This is a genomic window from Pseudomonas yamanorum, from assembly GCF_900105735.1.
Classification (GTDB): domain Bacteria; phylum Pseudomonadota; class Gammaproteobacteria; order Pseudomonadales; family Pseudomonadaceae; genus Aquipseudomonas; species Aquipseudomonas yamanorum.
In genome coordinates this window covers 5,496,457-5,515,261 of the sequence record NZ_LT629793.1, presented here as the reverse complement: position 1 = coordinate 5,515,261, position 18,805 = coordinate 5,496,457, and the positions used below count along the sequence as shown (strand labels likewise).

Sequence of the window (18,805 nt, the reverse complement as noted above, 5' to 3'; positions counted from 1 at the left end):
ATCAGAGTTGTTCCAGACGCATCTGCGCCAACGGGTGCCCGGCCCGGGCGGCGATTTTCCACCAGCGTGCCGCTTCCAGCGGATCCGGCGCCTTGCCAAGGCTGCCCGCGAGGCTCAACACCCCAATCTGGTAGGCCGCCTTGCCATCTCCGGCCTGGGCCGCAAGCCGCAACAGCCGCACGCCCTCTTCGCGAGCGCCAAGGCCCTTGCCGCGAAACGTCAGGATATGTCCGTAGAAACTCTGGGCCCCTACGTCCCCCAGATTGGCCATGCGTGCGAACTGGCCTTCAAGCCATTGCCAGCCACGCGGCTGTCGCATGAACCAGGACCAATGAAACAATTTGCGCGCCAGCCAATAACTGACATACGCCTTAAGCTTCCAAAACACTAAGCCTCCGCTGACTCGGGATAATCGTACTCAAACACGCGCACCACTTCCGATGCGTGCCACGACGCTGCGGCCACGCCATCGGACGGCCCGCAGAAACGTCCAAGACGCTCCACACATTCAAAGAAGCCGGTACGTGGCAGGCGGCTGGCGCCCTGGCTGATCACCAGGGAACTGCGCAGCGGCTGGTCGGCCTTGGCATCCAGCGCTGCCAGGTGTTCCAGCGCGGCCGTCAGGGTTTGCATCGCCGGCGTGGGAAATTGCAGGCGCTCCAGCAACGCGCGGTAGGTCAAGAGGTGGCGCTGTCGGCGCGCCTGGTCCAGCTCGTTGATTAACCCATCCCAATGCTGACGGCTGATGCGTACGCTCACGTTTCGTCCCTCCAACCTGCGACGCCCAATTCCCAAGCCAGGCTGCGGCGGATGGCTGCGTCCGGCTGGCGTTCACCACTTTCAATCAAGCCCAGGTAAGACGGGCTGATGCCCACTGTGCGCGCCAAAGCCTCGATGGCCAGGCCCTTGGCCTCGCGCAGGCTTCGCAGCTGCTCCAGGGGGCGCAGATCCGGTTCGGCGGTGGCTTGGCGAATGTTCGAAGCAGGAGATGTCGGCTGCTGCTGACCGGCGGCTTTTAACAGCGCCTGATACTGAGCCCAAGGCAGAACCGCATACTCGGGTTCGCCATCCTTTGTAATTATCTGAATATCCATGACTGCCCCGTAGGATCACAACACTTACTTCGTAAGTACTTTCCTTAGGAGTGTAATCCTAACAGCCACAAAGAGCGCAGGGGGATATTCGCAAGGTTCAGTTTTTTTTCAGGTGTTCCTGCGTCAGCAACAGAGGCGTCGCTGGCAGGCGCTCAACCACTGCGAGCTTCTCGGGGGCCTGACGCTCGCGCCAGGCGCGAAAAGCGCTCAGTTCGCCGTCCAGGGTCTTCATGACCCATGCAAGCACGGCAATGTCGTCGAGCATGCCCAATACCGGGATAAAGTCCGGGATTGCGTCAATCGGGCTCAGGAAGTACATCAGCCCCGCCACCACCGAAATCAGTGCCTTGGGGCTGATGGCCCGGTATTCGCCGCGCCAGTAGGCCAGGCACAAGACCTGGAGCAGCTTGAGGTCGTCCTTGAGCTTGCCCAGCCGGCTGCCCTGGCTCGAGCCTTTGGCGGCCACCGCGAACAGCAACGTCGGCAAGCGCCCACGGCCCAGCAGGCGAGCAGCCATGGGCAGGAAGCGGGTGAAATTAAACGGCGCTTTCATCATCACTCCAGTTCCGGGCGACAGAAAAGGTTATCCACACAAATTGTGGATAACCTTGTGAACAGAGCCTATTTTCCAGGCTGAAAGCCACGTAATACAAGGCCTACAGTCAGATCGGGCGTTTTTTGCGCACATAAAAAAAACCCAAGAATTCATTGACTTGGAGATTATCTGCGTCTACCCGTGCTCGGGTCTTTTATCAGACTGCTCTAGCCCGCATGGGTTCGGTTGAATTTGGCCTGGATTCAACTGATCGTTCCCACGCTCTGCGTGGGAATGCCGCCTGTGGCGCTCCGCGCTTGCTGTTAGCGCAAGGCTTGAGCAATGCGCAATGGTGACGCAGAGCGTCACGGGATGCATTCCCACGCAGAGCGTGGGAATGATCGCAGAGCGCGGGAACGATCGCGCAGGCCAGAAACAACAACGCCCCGTCGAGACGGGGCGTTGTGTGTTCAGGCGCTGATTACTTCTTGGCAGCAGGAGCCGCCGGTGCGTCAGGAGCGTCTGCCTTGGACGGGTCCTTGATGGCCAGCAGTTCCAGGTCGAATACCAGCACGGAGTTGGCTGGAATCGCCGGGCTCGGACTCTGCGCGCCGTAGGCCAGGTCGGACGGGATGTACAACTCGACCTTCTCGCCAACGTGCATCAGTTGCAGGCCTTCGACCCAACCTGGAATCACGCCGCTGACCGGCAGGTCAATCGGGCTGCCGCGATCCACGGAGCTGTCAAAGGTGGTGCCGTTGGTGAGCTTGCCGGTGTAGTGAACAGTCACTACGTCGGTAGGCTTGGGTTGAGCACCGTCCGCTTTCTTCACGATCTTGTATTGCAGACCGGAAGCGGTGGTGACAACGCCGTCTTTCTTGGCGTTTTCTTCGAGGAATTTCTTGCCGGCGGTTGCCGACTCTTCGCTCATCTTGGCCATACGCTCTTCAGCACGTTTTTGCAGTGCGGCGAAGGCTTCGACCAGCTCGTCGTCTTTCAGCTTCTGTTCTTTCTTGCCGACGGCATCTTCGATGCCTTGGGCTACCGCTTTGGAGTCCAGGTCATCCATGCCTTCTTGAGCAAGGCTTTTGCCCATGTTCAGGCCGATACCGTAGGAAGCTTTTTGCGCCGGGGTTTTCAGCTCTACGCTGGTTTGCGAATCACAACCCGCAAGTACCAGGCTAACCAGGGCCACCGCCGCCGCCAACCGATGCTGTTTCATGCTATTTCCTTGTTCGTGTGCCAAAAGGGCATTCGAGTAAAGTCGCGAGCTTATCAGGCGGCCACGACCAATGGCTACCGGCATGTGAGCAGGAAACTTCTGATAAGTTCACGTGGTTAAAAGCATTTTCATTCAATCCAGGGCCCTGCAGCGGACAGCAGCAGCACTGGAACGAGACTCATGGCCACTTGCCGCACTGCTGGCCTGATGGCATAAGAACGCTACAACTCGACAAGGATAGTTATCTTGCGCATTTTTTCCCGTGTTTTGCTGATGATTTTCATACTGCTGGGCCTGGTCCTGGCGGTGGTGCTCTATTACGTGGTCAACCCGAAGCTGCCGGTCTACGTGCCGGTGGAACAGGTGCACTATCAGGATCAATGGAGCGCCGCAGATCGCCAGACCTACTACTTCACGCCCCAGGGCACCCAGGTCAAGGGCCTGCGTTATGCCTGGTTTACCGCACTGGAACTGCCGTTCTCCGAGCAGCGTTTCGCCACGCCGGAGTACCTGGCGCGCTTCGGCTTCCTGGTAGACCCCAAGCAGGTACCCACCGCGCAAAACCCCGGCAACCTGCCGGTGGGTTTCGCCCGGCATAAAAATGCCGGCAGCAATGATGAGTTTCTCGACATCACCTGCGCCGCGTGCCACACCGGCCAGTTGAACTTCAAAGGGCAAGGCCTGCGTATCGACGGTGGCCCGGCGCAACATGTGCTGCCGTCCAGCGTACCGACCCTGCGCGGCGGCAGCTTCGGCCAGGCACTGGTCGCCAGCCTTGCCTCGACCTACTACAACCCGTGGAAATTCGAGCGCTTTGCCCGCACCGTGCTGGGCCATGACTATGACGACCGGAACGCGGCGCAACTGCGCCAGGACTTCAAGAAGTCCCTGAACAACTTCCTGAAAGTTGCCTGGAACGACACCCACCGTGGCCTCTACCCCACCGAAGAAGGCCCGGGCCGCACCGACGCCTTTGGCCGTATCGCCAACGCCAGCTTCGGCGACGCCATTTCCCCCGACAACTACCGCATCGCCAATGCACCAGTGGACTACCCGCAACTGTGGGACATCTGGACCTTCGACTGGGTGCAATGGAACGGCTCGGCCCAGCAACCCATGGCCCGCAATATCGGCGAAGCCCTGGGCGTTGGCGCCACCCTGGACTTCTTCGACAGCGCCGGCCAGCCGCTCCAGGGCGATGCGCGCTACGCCTCCAGCGTGCGGGTGCGCGACCTGAATACCATCGAAGAAACCCTGCAACGGCTCAAGCCACCCACTTGGCCTGAAGACCTGTTCGGCGCCATCGACAAACCGTTGGCCGCCCAAGGCCGCGCGTTGTTCACCGAAAACTGCGCCGGCTGCCACGTACCGGCAGTTTCCCAAGTCGATGGCCGCCCGGTGCGCCAGTTGAAAATGCTCCCGGTGGAGGTCATCGGCACCGACCCGACTACCGCCAACAATATCGCTGACCACCGCTTCGACCTCAGCGCCCTGCAATGGGACCCGGCGGAGTTGGCGAAAATGAACGTCGAACTGCACCCCACCCCCACTGAGCCACTGGACCTGCGTAGCCTCTCCTCAGCCAAAGGCCTGGCTTACATCACCGCCTTTGTCGAAGACCACGCCTACCGTGCCGCCGGCGTGACACCCGCCGAACGCCCGCGCCTGGACGGCTTCGGCCTGCCCATCGGCGTGCGCGAATTGCGTGCCTACAAGGCACGGCCACTGGCCGGGGTATGGGCGACACCGCCGTTCCTGCACAACGGCTCGGTGCCGACGATCTACCAATTGCTCTCGCCCCAGGACGAGCGCAGCCCGACCTTCTATAAAGGCACTTTCGAATACGATCCGCGCCACCTGGGCTATCAAACCGCTGCGTTCCCCAACGCCTTCCTGTTCGATACGCGGATCACCGGCAACCACAACAGCGGCCACGAATTCCGTGCCGGGCAGCGTGGCAACGGGGTGATCGGCCGAGGCTTGCTGCCCCAGGAACGCTGGGCGCTGCTGGAATATTTGAAAGTGCTGGGTGGCCCGCTGGAACAGCAACTGCCCTGACCCAACCGACTTCGCAGAAAAGGATTTTTAAATGCTCGCTCGACTTTGGCTGCGCCTCGGCGCGTTTCTCGGCAAGACCCTGTTGTGGCTGGTGGGCCTGGGCCTGCTGGCCTGGTTGTTGTCCACCCTGTGGTTTGCCTGGCAGCACAGCGGCCCGGTGTCACCGGATGAACAGATCCCGCCGGGGGAAGCGGCCATGACCCAAGGCATCATCCAGACCGCCGTGCGCATCGTCGACCAACACCGCGAGGGCACGCGTTACCTGCGGGATGCGCATGCCAAGGCCCATGGCTGCGTGAAGGCCGAGGTCAGCGTACTGCCGGACCTCGACCCAGCCTTGCGCCAGGGCGTGTTCGCCGAGCCGGGCAAGACCTGGCAGGCGATGATGCGCCTGTCCAACGGCAATGCGTACCCGCAGTTCGACAGCATCCGGGATGCCCGGGGCATGGCGATCAAGCTCTTGGACGTGCCGGACAAGCAGTTGCTGGCGGATCAGCAGGCGCGCGGTGAGCAGGACTTTGTGATGTTCAGCCATCCGAACTTTTTCGTCAGTGATGTGGCGGAGTATGCGCAGAACATTTCGGCTCAGGCGGATGGCAAGAAGGTCCTGGCGTTCTTCCCCGGGGTGGATCCGCGCAGTTGGCAGGTGCGGCATCTGTTTATCGCGCTGGCGACGTTGGCGCCGCCGCCGGTGAGTCCTACGCAGACGACGTATTTCTCGGTGTCGCCGTATAAGTTTGGGGCGGCGAATGCGAAGTTTCGGGTGGCGCCGGACCCGCAGAGTTGCCCTGAATATGTGTTGCCCAAACAGAACCACGACCTGCCGAACTTTTTGCGCAGTGCGTTGAATCAGCAACTGTCGACGGACCGGGTGGCGGCGTGTTTTGTGTTGCAGATTCAGCGGCAAAATCCGCAGAAGTTTATGCCGATCGAGGACACCAGCGTTGAGTGGAAAGAGAGTGATGCGCCGTTTGAGACGGTGGCCAAGGTGGTGATTCCGACGCAGGATTTTGATACGCCGGCGTTGAATCTGGCTTGTGATAATCAGTCGTTTAATCCGTGGTTTGGGGTGGAGGCGCATCGGCCGATTGGGGGGATTAATCGGTTGCGTAAGGCGGTGTATGAGGCGGTCAGTGATTATCGGCATAGCCGGAATTTGTAGCTCCGCGGTGTGGGGTGCATATCCGTTGCTGCGGTTGTGGCCGCTATTGGTTCCGCTCTTACAGCGGCTCACTTTTGAAAAGCGCAAAAGTAAGCAAAACGCTCTTGCCCGGTATGACTCACCCACATGGGTTACAAATTAGTTCACGCACATAGGTAACAGTTTTTTAACTGGCAGGGTCGATTTCGCGAGGATCTGACCATGCCCTGGAAAGAGCTGAAACCTATGGACCTCAGAGTGAAGTTCATCGCCGACTATTTGGAGGACGAGCACAGCTTTAGCCAGCTGTGCCTGGACCATCAAATCAGTCGCAAGACTGGCTATAAATGGGTCGAGCGCTACAAAGCGGAGGGGCCCAGAGGCCTCGAAGAGCGAAGTCGCAGCCGCCACAATCAGACGTATGTGGTCCCTTTTGCTGTCCGGCAGGCAATTATTGAATTGCGTTCGACTGGAGAAACGGTTCCCGGCCCGAAGAAGATCCAGAACGACTTGATACGGCGTTTTCCTGGGCAGAACCCACCCTCAAAAACCACCATTTACAACATCCTCAAGGCCGCTGATTTGATCACGCCTCGGCAATTGCGCCCGCGTGTAGCTGTCTATCCCAAGCCTTTACGTAAGGCAGAAATCCCCAACCAGCTTTTCAGCGCTGATTACAAAGGGCAATTTCTGACAGGGGCAGGTGTGTGGTGTTATCCGTTGACGATAATGGATCACGCGAGTCGCTTTTTACTGGCCTGCGAGAGTATGGCCAGCACCAATTTCAAGGAAACCCAGCAAACCTTCGAGCGGGTTTTCCGCGAATATGGGCTGCCTGAGCGCATCCGTACCGACAACGGTGTGCCGTTTGCCAGCACGGGCCGTGCCGGGCTGTCGCAGCTATCGATCTGGTGGCTACGACTTGGGATCATTCCTGAGCGAATTGAACCGGGCCGCCCTGATCAGAACGGGCGCCACGAACGTATGCACAGGACGCTGAAAAGTACGTTACCCCAACCACCGGCGGTTGCGTGGGATGCTCAGCAGCGTCACTTTGATCGCTTCGTGCAGCACTATAATTACGAGCGTGGACACGAGGCTCTTGGGCAGAAAACGCCAGCCTCGTGTTACATGCCTTCAACACGAGTCTATCCGGAGCGGTTGCCGGAGATGGGCTATGCGAGTCATGTCGAGTGTTACCTGGCAGACAGTAGTGGGATCATCAATCGAGCAGGTCTAAGGATTTATGTTGGTAATTTGCTGAGCCATCAAACCATCGGAATGGAGATGATCAGTGATGGCATATGGAATGTGATCTTCGGTCCGGTGATCTTGGGCCGAGTAAACGCTAGGGATGCAAAAAACGGTTATGTTTCAATCAAAGTGTCACCTATGTGAAGGCACTTTTTTGTAACCCATGTGGTTGTCCCGTACATGCCCCACCACTCGGCTCCTCGCCTAGGCTCGGAGTGCCCTCACTCCGGCTTTGGACCGTGGGCCGCCGCGATGGGCCATCCTTGGCCCAGCGCGGCTAACCCGGCGTCCTGCCGGGTTACCCACGCTCCAAAGCCTGCGTTCGGCCAGCGTGGTTTAACGGGGCGCCTAAGATCAAGATCAAAAGCAAGAGCACAGCAGCGGCCTACCGGCCGGCTTGAGTGTTGAAGAGCAAAATCAAAAGCCAAAGCGGGCACGGTCCAAATGTGTGTGCTGGCTTGCCTGCGATGGCATCAACTGGGTGTACCTGATGTACCGAGGTGTCTGCATCGCAGGCAAGCCAGCTCCCACAGAAAAGCAGAGCTGCATCAGCTTCAGATTTGGCTTTCGCTCTGGCTTTTGATCTGGCTTCTAACACTCAAGCCGGCCGGGAGGCCGCTGTGCTCTTGATCTGCTTTTGATTTTGATCTGACTGCCCCAATAAGCCCGAGGCCGAACGCAGGTATTGCGGAGCGGGTAAACCGGCAGGACGCCGGTTTAGCCGCGCCGGGCCATGGATGGCCCGTCGCGGCGGCCCACGGTCCAAAGCCGGAGTGAGCAACCGTGTCGAATCTCAAGCCATTTCAGCGAAATGTTTTTGATCTCGGACCATCGCATTCAGGATCGTCAGCAGCTTTCTCATGCATGCAACCAGCGCCACTTTCTTCGTCTTCCCTGCAGCAAGCAGACGGTTGTAGAACCTCTCGATCACCGGGTTATGGCTCTTCGAGGACAAGACAGCCATGTAAAGCACACTTCGCACCTCAGCTCGACCACCCCATATCCGTCTACGTCCTTTGTACAGGCCGCTATCGCAGTTAAAAGGGGCCACACCAACCAATGCAGCCACTTGTTTGCGATTCACTTTGCCTAGCTCAGGAACCATCGCCAGCAGCGAAAGTGCGAGCACATTGCCAACACCTGAGACCTCGCGCAGCAAATCATAATTGGCCTTCCAGGCCGGCGAAGCTTTGATCGCTTCGTGCAAGTCATCGTCTGTACTTTTAAGACGCTTTTGAAGCCAGACGATATGTGCCTTGATATCCCGTCGAAGCGCCTTGAATACCGCCTGTTTCAGTCGAGACTCCTCCGCCACGATCATATCGATAAGCTGACGGCGTCTAGTCAGTAGATCTGCCAGTTCACGAGCGTGTTCATCTGGCATCTCCCGAATTTCGGGTTTGACCGCCTGAGCAAACTCCGCAATCACCTGGGCATCCAGAGCGTCGGTTTTAGCCAGCCGTCCGGTAGCCTTAGCGAAATCACGGACCTGACGGGGATTGACAACAACGACTGGTAATCCAGCAGCGCAAAGCTCGGCAGCGGCAAGCCGCTCATATCCGCCAGTTGCTTCCAGCACCACTAAAGCGGGCATCTGAGCCTTGAGATGCTTAGCTAAACGCTGGATATCTTCTGGAGTATTGAAAAACTGCTCGACTTGGCCAGTAGTGCTGACGAATGAGTCGAGCTTGTTTTTGGAAACATCAATTCCGACGAACGCAGAGTCATGGTCCATGGCGTTTTCCTCACGTCCAACCTTGCAGAATCGGGCTTTACGCCCAGGCAACCGTTCGGACTAGTTTAGAAAAGAACCTGCTTCGACCCATGCTCACTCACGATCTTGAAATCTGAGGGCACCACGGTCTGAAGCAGGTGAAAATAATCTTACAAGGGAACACCGAGCCTAGGCGAGGTGCCGACAGGCGGGGCAGAGCGTTTTGGTTACTTTGCCGCTTTTGCAAAGTGACTCGCTGTAAGAGCGAAACCATAAGTAGCCGTTACCTAAAAAACGGATATACACACAACAACCACGTAAAGATTCCGTATAGATTCAACCCCAGCCATAACGTTTACGTCGTCTCTATTGAGCAACTAATCCCCCTCCACTACTGTGAACTCCACACCAATCACCCCCGTAGGAAGTCATCGTGGAAAGTTCAACTTTAGGCATGATCGTCCTCTCAATGATCGCCCTGTTCGGCGCCGCCGCCTTTTGCTTCGAACAACTCGCCACCCGCGATTCAAAGAAAAAGAAAGCCAAATAAGCTGATCATCAAAAGCAGCAGAACCCCAGTGTTTCAAGGGATACCCCACCCCCGGGCTATCCCTTTTTTCCGTTCGCCCACCCTAACCCTCTCTATACACCGTCTTAATACCCGCCCCCGTAATCAGTGTCCGAACTTGATACCCAACCTCTTAACCTCCCCGCGTCCGCAATCGCGGCTTATTAATCAGGGGAGTTCCACCGTGCTCACACTCAAGTTCATCTATATCGCCAGCGGCTTATGCGCCGTCGGGCTGTTCGCTTATCTGGGCTATGCCCTCATTCGCGCCGAAAAGTTCTAGGGAGCCCCACCATGTACGACGTGATTTTTGTAGGCCTCTCCCTGGTGTTTTTCGCCACGACAACCATGGCCATTGTCGCCATGGGCAAGATTTGAACGGAGCCTCGACATGCTAAGCACTTTGCTGGAATTTGCGCTGGTTCTGGGGTTGATGACCGGCCTCGCCGTGCTGATGGGCAAGTGGCTGACCCGGGTCTTTACCGGAACCCGCCACGCCCTGCCGGAACGTTATACCTATCGCCTGCTGGGCATCGACCCGCTGGAAACCATGAGCTGGGCCCGCTACGGTTCGGCCCTGCTGCTGTCGAACGCGGCGATGATGCTGCTCGGCTATGCCATCCTGCGGCTGCAAGCCGTCATGCCGATCAACCCGCTCGGGCTGGCCGCGCAAACCCCGGACCTGGCGTTCAATACCGCCGCGTCCTTTATCACCAACACCAACTGGCAGGCGTACTCGGGCGAAACCAGCCTGTCGAACTTCAGCCAGATGGCGGTGATTACGTTCCTGATGTTTGTCGGCGCCACCTCGGGCGTGGTCGCCGCAGCGGGTTTTATCCGTGGCTTGAGCCGCTCAAGCTCGGCGGATATCGGCAACTTCTGGGTCGACTTCACCCGCACCCTATACCGCGTGATGCTGCCGCTGTGCGTGGGCATGGCACTGGTGTATGTGTGGCAAGGCATGCCCCAGACCTTTGCCTCCCAAGCCCTGGCTACAACGCTTGAAGGCGCGCAGCAACAGTTGATTGTCGGCGCGGTGGCGAGCTTTGAATCGATCAAGCATATCGGCACCAACGGTGGTGGCTTCTTCAGCATGAACGCCGCGCACCCGTTCGAAAACCCCACGCCACTGACCAACGCCCTGCACATCCTCAGCATGTTGCTGATCCCGTCGGCGCTGACCTACACCTTCGGCAGCATGCTGCTGCAACGCCGTCAGGGCTGGGTGTTTTTCGGCACCTTCCTGGTGATGTTCATCGGCTTTCTCGCGCTGGTGTATGGCGCCGAGCAAAACGGCAACCCGTTGCTGACCCAGGCCGGTGCCAACCAGACGCTGTCCATCGAGCAAAGCGGCGGCAATATGGAAGGCAAGGAGCTGCGTTTCGGCATTGCCGACAGCAGCCTGTTTATCGCCACCACGACTGCGGCCACCACCGGCTCGGTCAACACGATGCATGACTCATTGACCCCCATGGGCGGCTTCGTGCCCCTGGCGCAGATGATGCTCAACTGCGTGTTCGGCGGCGACGGTGTGGGCTTTATCAACCTGATCCAGTACGCGCTGCTGACGGTGTTTCTGGTGGGCATGATGATCGGCCGTAGCCCGGAATTTCTCGGCAAGAAGATCGAGGCCCGGGAGATGAAACTGGTGATGCTCTCGGTGCTCGCGCACCCCATCAGCATCCTCGGTTTTACCGCCCTCGCCGCCCTGTGGCCCGACACCATGGCCAGCCTGAATAACCTCGGCCCCCACGGTTTCAGCGAGGTGCTCTACGCCTATACCTCGGGCACCGCCAACAACGGTTCGGCGTTCGCCGGGTTGAATGCCAACACGCCGTTTTTCAACACCACCATTGGCCTCGCGATGCTGGTCGGGCGCTTCTTCACCATGCTGCCGATGCTCGCCGTGGCCGGCTCCCTGGCGTTGAAAAAGACCGTGCCTGCCGGCGCCGGCACCATCCCCACCGCCACCCCGTTGTTCATGGTGCTGGTGGTGTTTGTGGTGCTGGTGGTGGGTGGCCTGACTTTCCTGCCGGCCCTCGCGCTCGGCCCGCTGGTGGAGCAACTGCAGTTGCTGTCCGGCCAGACGTACAACTAAGGACACGTTGATGACGACTCAATCGATATTCAAAGGGCTGTTGCGCCCGGTGCTGGTTTCGGCGGTGTTTTTCATGGCCCTGACCGGCCTCGCCTACCCGATCTTCACCACCTTTGCCGCGCAGTTGCTGTTCCCGTTCCAGGCCCAGGGTTCGCTGATTGAACGCGACGGCCTGGTGATCGGCTCGGCGTTGATCGGCCAGGACTTCACCCAGCCCGGGTACTTCCATGGCCGCCCGAGCATGACCCTCGGCGCAGACCCGCAAGACCCGAGCAAAAGCGTGTCGCAGCCTTACAACGCCGGCTCCAGCGGCGCCAGCAATCTGGGCCCTACCAGCCAGAAACTGGTAGACCAGGTTGCAGCCCGAGTTAAAGCCTACCGCCAGGACAACGGCCTCGCCGCCGACACCCAGGTGCCGGTGGATGCGGTCACCGCCTCCGCTTCTGGCCTGGACCCGCATATCTCCGTGGCCAACGCGCGCATCCAGCTGGCCCGGGTCGCCCGCCTGCGGCAGATCCCCGAAGCCGATCTGCTGCAACTGGTGAATGAAAACACCGCCGCCCGCACCCTCGGTTTGCTCGGCGAACCACGAGTCAATGTGCTGCAACTCAACCTCGCGCTGGACGCCCGCCTGCCTGTGCGCCAGCCCCCCATTGCGGCCAGTGAGTAAGAGATTCCCCCATGATCAAGAATGCTCGTTTACCTCTGTTTGACCGCGCCATCGTGCTCACCGCCTGCGGGGACGCGTTCAAGAAACTGCTGCCCCAGGCGCAGTGGAAAAACCCGGTGATGTTCGTGGTGTACCTGGGCAGCCTCCTCACCACGCTGCTGTGGTTCCAGTCCCTCGGCGGCCAGGGTGAAGCGCCCAGCGGCTTTATCCTCAGTATCTGTTTGTGGCTGTGGTTTACCGTGCTGTTCGCCAACTTCGCCGAGGCCCTGGCCGAGGGTCGTAGCCGCGCCCAGGCCGCCAGCCTGCGGGGGATGAAACGCCAGACCCTGGCCAAGCTGCTGCAGCAGCCCAAGCACGGCGCGGCGTGGCTGCCGACCGAAGCGACGCTGTTGCGCAAGGACCAGGTGGTGCTGATCGAAGCCGGCGACCTGGTGCCGCTCGATGGCGTAGTGATCGAAGGCGTGGCCTCGGTGGATGAAAGCGCAATCACCGGTGAATCGGCACCGGTGATCCGCGAAGCCGGCGGCGACTTTTCCTCGGTCACCGGCGGCACGCGGGTGCTGTCGGACTGGCTGGTGGTGCGCATCAGCGTCAACCCGGGGGAGTCGTTCCTCGACCGTATGATTTCCATGGTCGAATCCGCCAAGCGCCAGAAGACTCCCAACGAAGTCGCCCTGACGATTTTGCTGGTGGGCCTGACCCTGTTGTTCCTGCTGGTGATCGCCACGCTGAGCCCGTACTCGATCTTCGCCGTGGCCATGAGTGGCAGCGGTAGCGTGATCAGCGCCACGGTACTGGTGGCGCTGCTGGTGTGCCTGATCCCCACCACCATCGGCGGCCTGCTCTCGGCCATCGGCGTGGCGGGCATGAGCCGCATGATGTCGGCCAATGTGATCGCCACCTCTGGTCGTGCGGTAGAGGCGGCGGGTGACATCGACGTGTTGCTGCTGGACAAGACCGGCACCATCACCCTGGGCAATCGCCAGGCCAGCAGCTTCCTGCCGGCACCAGGGGTCAAGGAAGCCGAGTTGGCGGATGCAGCGCAACTCGCGTCCCTGGCCGACGAAACCCCGGAAGGGCGCAGCATTGTGGTGCTGGCCAAGCAGAAGTTCGACATCCGTGCACGGGACATCAACGCCCTCGGCGCAAGCTTTGTGCACTTCACCGCGCAGACCCGCATGAGCGGCGTCGACCTGCCCGAAGGCCGTGGTATTCGCAAGGGCGCGGCGGATGCCATCCGCAGTCATATCGAAGCATTGGGTGGAAGTTTTCCAGCCGCCTTGCAGGCCAAGGTCGACGAAGTGTCGCGACGCGGCAGCACCCCGCTGGTGGTCTCGGACGGGGCCAAAGCACTCGGCGTGGTGGAGCTCAAGGACGTGGTCAAGGGCGGCATCAAGGAGCGCTTCGCCGAACTGCGGCGCATGGGTATCAAGACCGTGATGATCACCGGCGACAACCGCCTGACCGCCGCCGCGATTGCCGTGGAAGCCGGCGTGGATGACTTCCTCGCCGAGGCGCGCCCGGAAGACAAGCTGCAACTGATCCGCGACTACCAGGCCCAGGGCAAGCTTGTGGCCATGACCGGCGACGGCACCAACGACGCACCGGCGCTGGCCCAGGCCGACGTGGCGGTGGCGATGAACAGCGGCACCCAGGCAGCGAAAGAGGCCGGCAACATGGTCGACCTCGACAGCAACCCGACCAAGCTGATCGAAGTGGTCGAGGTGGGCAAGCAGATGCTGATGACCCGTGGCGCGCTCACCACCTTCAGCGTGGCGAATGATGTGGCGAAGTATTTCGCGATCATCCCGGCAGCGTTTGTCGCGACCTATCCGCAGCTCGGCGCGCTGAACGTGATGCACCTGACCAGCCCCAACTCGGCGATTCTCAGCGCGGTGATTTTCAACGCGTTGATCATCGTGGCGCTGATTCCGTTGGCACTGCGCGGCGTGACCTACCGGGCGATTGGCGCGGCGGCATTGCTCAATCGCAACCTGCTGATCTATGGCCTGGGCGGGGTGCTGGTGCCGTTTGCCGGGATCAAGCTGATTGACATGGTACTGACCGGGCTGGGTCTCGTGTAGCGCCGCAAACCCAATGTGGGAACGGGCTTGCTCGCGAATGCGGTGTGTCAGCCAACTCATCTGTCACTGATACACCGCTTTCGCGAGCAAGCCCGCTCCCACAATTGAACCGCATTGACCAGGAATGACATGCCCGCATTAAACGAAGAACGCCCCGACCCCGACGCCCTCCTCGCCCGGGTCCAGCAGGAAGAACAGGCCGCCTTGCGCGGCAAACTGCGTATCTACTTCGGCTCCAACGCCGGAGTGGGCAAGACCTGCGCCATGCTCGACGCGGCGCAACGGGAAGTCGGCCTGGGGCGCGACGTACTCGCCGGCGTGGTGGAAACCCACGGCCGCCAGGAAACCGCCGACCTGCTCAACGGTCTCGAACAACTGCCCCGGGCCCACCGTCTTCACCGCGACTTTGCCCTCACCGAATTCGACCTCGACGCCGCCCTGCAACGCCATCCCGCCGTGCTGCTGGTGGATGAACTGGCCCACAGCAACGTGCCCGGCTCACGCCACCCGAAACGCTGGCAAGACGTGGAAGAGCTGCTCAGCGCCGGCATCGATGTGTGGACCACCCTCAACGTCCAGCACCTGGAAAGCCTTAACGATCTGGTGAGTGGGATCATCGGCATTCGCGTGCGGGAAACCGTACCGGACCACGTGTTCGACAACGCCCACGAAGTGGTCGTGGTGGACCTGCCGCCGGATGATCTGCTGCAACGCTTGAAGGACGGCAAGGTGTACCTGGGTCCCCAAGCCGAGCGCGCTTCGCGGCACTTTTTTCGCAAGGGCAACCTGTTGGCCCTGCGGGAACTGGCCCTGCGCCGCACCGCCGACCGGGTCGACACGCAGATGCGCGTGTACCGCCGCGAACAGTCGATCAAGACCCTGTGGCCCGCCCGCGAGCGATTGCTGGTAGGCGTGGCCGGTGACGCCGGCGATGAGCGTCTGGTGCGCGAAGCCGCGCGTCTGGCGCAAAAGCTCGAGGCGGACTGGATCGTGGTGCACGTCGCCTCCGCCCAGGGTCGCGGTGCCAAGCGTTATCTTACGGCGATGAAAACCCTGGCCCTGGCCAGCGAATTTGGCGCCGACACCGCTACGCTGCCGGGCATGGACGTCGCCGAAGCACTGGCCGCCTGCGCCCGGGAACACAACGCCAATCGCCTGGTACTCGGCCATCACCCGCGCCGGGCGTGGCGGTTCTGGCACCAGTCGGTGGGCGACCGGATCAGCCGACACCATCCGCAGATCGACCAGATTGTGATCGCCCATGGCGTACTGCCGGGCACTGTCCCGGTCATTGAAAAAACCGCGCCCGCCCCCGGCCGGACCCTCGCCTACCTCTGGGCCACCCTCGCCTGTTTCACCGCCAGCGCCATCGCCGCGCTGCTGCTTCAGGTGTTCGACCTGGCCAACGTGGTGATGCTGTTCCTGCTCACGGTGGTGCTGGTGGCCCTGCGGTTTGGACGCGGCCCCGGCGTGTGGGCAGCGATGCTCGCGGTGCTGTGTTTCGACTTCTTTTTCGTCCAGCCGCGCTACTCGTTTACTGTCAACGACACCCAGTATTTCTTCACCTTCGCGTTGATGCTCGGCATCGCGCTGATCACCGGGCAACTTACCGCGCGCCTGCGCCACGAAGCGCGCACCGCCGCCGCGCGAGAACGCCGCGCCACGTCCCTGGCACGCCTGGCCCGGGATCTGTCGGCCGCCTTGACCGTGGAGCAGATCAGCGAAGTGGCGCTGCGCACCTTCAGCGGCGTGTTCGAGGCACGGGTAGGCCTGGCCTTGCCGGACGCCGCCGACGGCGTGCACAGCGTGGGCGCAGGCGGGCTGCCGATCGACGACAGCATCGCCCAATGGACCTACGACCACGGCCAATCCGCCGGCCAGGGCACCGACACCTTGTCCGCCGCCAAGGGGTGCTATCTGCCACTCAAGGCCCCGATGCGCGTGCGCGGTGTGCTGGTGCTGGAACTGGCGCAAAGCGAACGCCTCAACGAGCCCGAAGAACGCCGCCTGCTGGAAGCCTGCATGAGCCAGCTGGCGATTGCCCTGGAGCGCGTGCACTTCGTCGAAGTGGCGCAAAGCACGTTGGTGCAGATGGAAGGCGAGAAGATGCGCAACACCTTGCTCGCGGCGATTTCCCACGACTTGCGCACGCCCTTGACCACCCTGATCGGCGCCGCCGACACCGCCCTGCCCCATGCGCCGCCGGGGCCGCTGACCGAGTTGCTGCACGGTATTCATGAGCAGGCGACCTCAATGCAACGCCTGATCGAAAACCTGCTGGACATGGCCCGCATGCAAGAGCGCGGCGTGCGGCTCAACCGGCAATGGCATTTGCTGGAAGAGATCGTCGGCAGCGCCCTGCGCCAGTTGCGTGAGCCACTGGCCCGGCATGTGGTGAATACGACGCTGGACCCGCAATTACCGCTGGTGGAAGTCGATGCGCTGCTGATCGAACGGGTGCTGGTCAACCTGCTGGACAACGCCGCCAAGTACACCCCGCCGGGCACGGTCATTACCGTGGCCGCACGCGCCGTTTCGGACAACATCCTGCTGGAAGTCAGCGACACCGGCACGGGCAGCGCGCCGGCCAATCTGTTCGAACCGTTTGCCCGTGGCCAGCAGGAGTCCTCGGTCGCCGGGATCGGCCTGGGGCTGGCCCTGGCCAAACGCATCGTCGAAGCCCACGGCGGGCGCATCGAAGCCATGCCCGGCAGCGAGCGCGGCCTGCATTTCGTCATCACTTTACCGGCGGGTACTCCGCCCCCAATGGACGCCCTATGAGCACTGCACGCATTCTGATTGTTGAAGACGAGGCCAATATCCGCCGTTTTGTCGGCATCGCCCTGCAGGACGAGGGCTTCCAGGTGTTCGAGGCCGACAGCGTCAAGCGCGCGTTGATCCACGCCTCCAGCCGCCAGCCGGACCTGGTGATCGTCGACCTCGGCCTGCCGGACGGCGACGGCAAACAGTTGATCAGCGAACTGCGGGGATGGCTGGCGGTGCCGATCCTGGTGTTGTCGGCGCGGGATCGCGAAGAGGAAAAAGTCGCCGCCCTGGACGCCGGCGCCGATGACTACCTGACCAAACCCTTCGGCGTGCCCGAGTTGCTGGCGCGCATCCGTGCGCAACTGCGTCGGCACGGGCAAACCGGCACCGTGGCGGCCACCAGCAAGGTGGCATTTGGCGAGATTGAGGTGGACCTGGCGACCCATGAAGTGTGGCGCCAAGGCCTGCCGGTGCACCTGACGCCCATCGAATACCGCCTGCTGTGCGCGATGATTCGCGGGCAGAGCCGGGTGCTCACCCATCGGCAGTTATTGCTTGAAGTGTGGGGACTGGACTACGTGGACCGCGCCCACTATCTGCGGGTGCATATGGCGCATCTGCGGCAGAAGCTGGAGGCCGACCCGGCCCAGCCGCAGTACTTCATCACCGAGTTGCAGGTGGGCTACCGACTGGTGGGCTTGTGAACAGATGCGCGGCGGCGAAATCGACAAACACGCGAATTTTCGGCGAGAGGTGCCGGCTGGATGGCCACAGGGCCCAGAACTGACCCTGGTCATCGGAATGGCCGTCGAGCACGGTTTCCAGCTGGCCCTCGGCGAGTGCTTCGCGGGCCAGGAAGTCCGGCACGTAGGCAATGCCATGGCCGTCCATCGCAGCCCGGAGCATGGCTTCCATATTGTTCAAAGTCAGGGCGGTGGGCAGGCGCAATTGGGTGATGGCCGGGTTGGCGGATAAGGTCCAGTCCATGATTTTTCCGGTGGTGGCGAAGCGGTAACGCAAACACGGGTGATGCTCCAAGTCGCTCAGGGACTTTGGCCGGCCGTTGGCCCGCAGGTACTCGGGCGATGCGCACAGTACAAATCTGAACGGCCCCAGCTTGCGGGCCATCAGGGTCGAATCCGCCAGGCCGCCGCTGCGGATGACCACGTCGAAGCCCTCCTCTATCACATCCACCAGATGGTCGTTGAAATCCAGCTCCAGTTCGATCTCGGGGTAGGCTTTGCGGAACGCCATCATGTGCGGAAAGAGAAAGCGATAACCGATGGTGGGCAGGCTGACCCGCAGTTTGCCCCGGGGTGCCTGCATCGCATGGGAAAGCATGGCGCGGGCGTCTTGCAGGTCGTCGAGAATTTTCCGACTGCGCTCGTAGAATAATTGGCCTTCGGCGGTGAGGCTGACCTTGCGGGTGCTGCGGTGCAACAGCCGCACACTCAGTGACGCCTCAAGCTTGGCGACATTCTTGCCCACCGCCGAGGCGGAAATCCCCATCGCCCGGGCTGCACCGGTGAAACTCAGGGCCTCTGCCGTTTTTACAAAGGCGATCACGCCGCTCAAGTTATCAGTCACGTCATTACATCCAT

At 61.0% G+C, this 18,805-nt stretch carries 16 protein-coding genes; 9 read left to right on the top strand and 7 right to left on the bottom strand.

The features are described from left to right. Position 1 precedes the first annotated feature (1 nt). From BLU46_RS26075 to BLU46_RS26055, 5 genes are all read right to left on the bottom strand, one after another. Positions 2-388 (bottom strand): tetratricopeptide repeat protein, encoded by a 387-nt coding sequence (locus tag BLU46_RS26075; RefSeq protein WP_093207679.1) that lies wholly within the window; start codon positions 386-388, stop codon positions 2-4. After that, the gene (locus BLU46_RS26070; protein WP_010166435.1) at positions 388-759 is read right to left on the bottom strand and encodes a hypothetical protein; all 372 of its coding nucleotides are present in this window, start codon (positions 757-759) and stop codon (positions 388-390) included. Before BLU46_RS26070 ends, BLU46_RS26075 begins: the two co-directional genes overlap by 1 nt. Then, positions 756-1,094 (bottom strand): helix-turn-helix domain-containing protein, encoded by a 339-nt coding sequence (locus BLU46_RS26065; protein WP_063028315.1) that lies wholly within the window; start codon positions 1,092-1,094, stop codon positions 756-758. The genes BLU46_RS26070 and BLU46_RS26065 overlap by 4 nt, the downstream gene beginning before the upstream one ends. Positions 1,095-1,191: 97 nt before the next feature. Then, entirely contained in the window at positions 1,192-1,647 is a 456-nt protein-coding gene (locus BLU46_RS26060) for a YkvA family protein (protein ID WP_093207676.1), read from the bottom strand. Positions 1,648-2,110: 463 nt separating this feature from the next. Beyond that, positions 2,111-2,851, bottom strand: a complete 741-nt coding sequence (locus BLU46_RS26055; protein ID WP_003211122.1) for an FKBP-type peptidyl-prolyl cis-trans isomerase — start codon at positions 2,849-2,851, stop codon at positions 2,111-2,113. A 246-nt stretch (positions 2,852-3,097) separates the two neighbouring features. Here BLU46_RS26055 and BLU46_RS26050 point away from each other — a divergent pair, with 246 nt between their 5' ends. The 3 genes from BLU46_RS26050 to BLU46_RS26040 all read left to right on the top strand — a co-directional run bounded on the left by BLU46_RS26050 (position 3,098) and on the right by BLU46_RS26040 (position 7,448). Next, positions 3,098-4,909, top strand: a complete 1,812-nt coding sequence (locus tag BLU46_RS26050) for a di-heme-cytochrome C peroxidase (RefSeq protein WP_093207673.1) — start codon at positions 3,098-3,100, stop codon at positions 4,907-4,909. Between the two features lie 31 nt (positions 4,910-4,940). Beyond that, positions 4,941-6,071: a catalase family protein gene (locus tag BLU46_RS26045; RefSeq protein WP_093207671.1), complete on the top strand. Its 1,131-nt coding sequence runs from the start codon at positions 4,941-4,943 to the stop codon at positions 6,069-6,071. Between the two features lie 201 nt (positions 6,072-6,272). Continuing rightward, on the top strand, positions 6,273-7,448 hold the full coding sequence (locus BLU46_RS26040) for an integrase core domain-containing protein (RefSeq protein ID WP_093206837.1): 1,176 nt from the start codon (positions 6,273-6,275) through the stop codon (positions 7,446-7,448). Between the two features lie 649 nt (positions 7,449-8,097). Here BLU46_RS26040 and BLU46_RS26030 read toward each other — a convergent pair. After that, positions 8,098-9,039, bottom strand: a complete 942-nt coding sequence (locus BLU46_RS26030; RefSeq protein ID WP_093200084.1) for an IS110 family RNA-guided transposase — start codon at positions 9,037-9,039, stop codon at positions 8,098-8,100. Between the two features lie 731 nt (positions 9,040-9,770). Here BLU46_RS26030 and kdpF point away from each other — a divergent pair. From kdpF to BLU46_RS26000, 6 genes are all read left to right on the top strand, one after another. Further along, a complete protein-coding gene (gene kdpF, locus BLU46_RS26025) occupies positions 9,771-9,869 on the top strand; it encodes a K(+)-transporting ATPase subunit F (protein ID WP_003219423.1) in 99 nt (32 codons plus the stop codon). Between the two features lie 108 nt (positions 9,870-9,977). Continuing rightward, positions 9,978-11,684, top strand: coding sequence for a potassium-transporting ATPase subunit KdpA (gene kdpA, locus BLU46_RS26020; protein WP_093207668.1), 1,707 nt, complete (start codon positions 9,978-9,980; stop codon positions 11,682-11,684). Positions 11,685-11,694: 10 nt separating this feature from the next. Next, a complete protein-coding gene (kdpC, locus tag BLU46_RS26015; protein ID WP_093207665.1) occupies positions 11,695-12,354 on the top strand; it encodes a K(+)-transporting ATPase subunit C in 660 nt (219 codons plus the stop codon). Positions 12,355-12,365: 11 nt separating this feature from the next. Further along, positions 12,366-14,438, top strand: coding sequence for a potassium-transporting ATPase subunit KdpB (gene kdpB / locus BLU46_RS26010; RefSeq protein ID WP_093207662.1), 2,073 nt, complete (start codon positions 12,366-12,368; stop codon positions 14,436-14,438). Positions 14,439-14,567: 129 nt separating this feature from the next. Further along, positions 14,568-17,219, top strand: coding sequence for a sensor histidine kinase (locus BLU46_RS26005; protein ID WP_093207660.1), 2,652 nt, complete (start codon positions 14,568-14,570; stop codon positions 17,217-17,219). After that, on the top strand, positions 17,216-17,908 hold the full coding sequence (locus BLU46_RS26000; protein WP_010166411.1) for a response regulator: 693 nt from the start codon (positions 17,216-17,218) through the stop codon (positions 17,906-17,908). Before BLU46_RS26005 ends, BLU46_RS26000 begins: the two co-directional genes overlap by 4 nt. Here the strand turns inward: BLU46_RS26000 and BLU46_RS25995 are convergent. Then, positions 17,868-18,791, bottom strand: coding sequence for a LysR family transcriptional regulator (locus BLU46_RS25995; RefSeq protein WP_063028302.1), 924 nt, complete (start codon positions 18,789-18,791; stop codon positions 17,868-17,870). The genes BLU46_RS26000 and BLU46_RS25995 overlap by 41 nt on opposite strands. Positions 18,792-18,805: the final 14 nt, after the last annotated feature.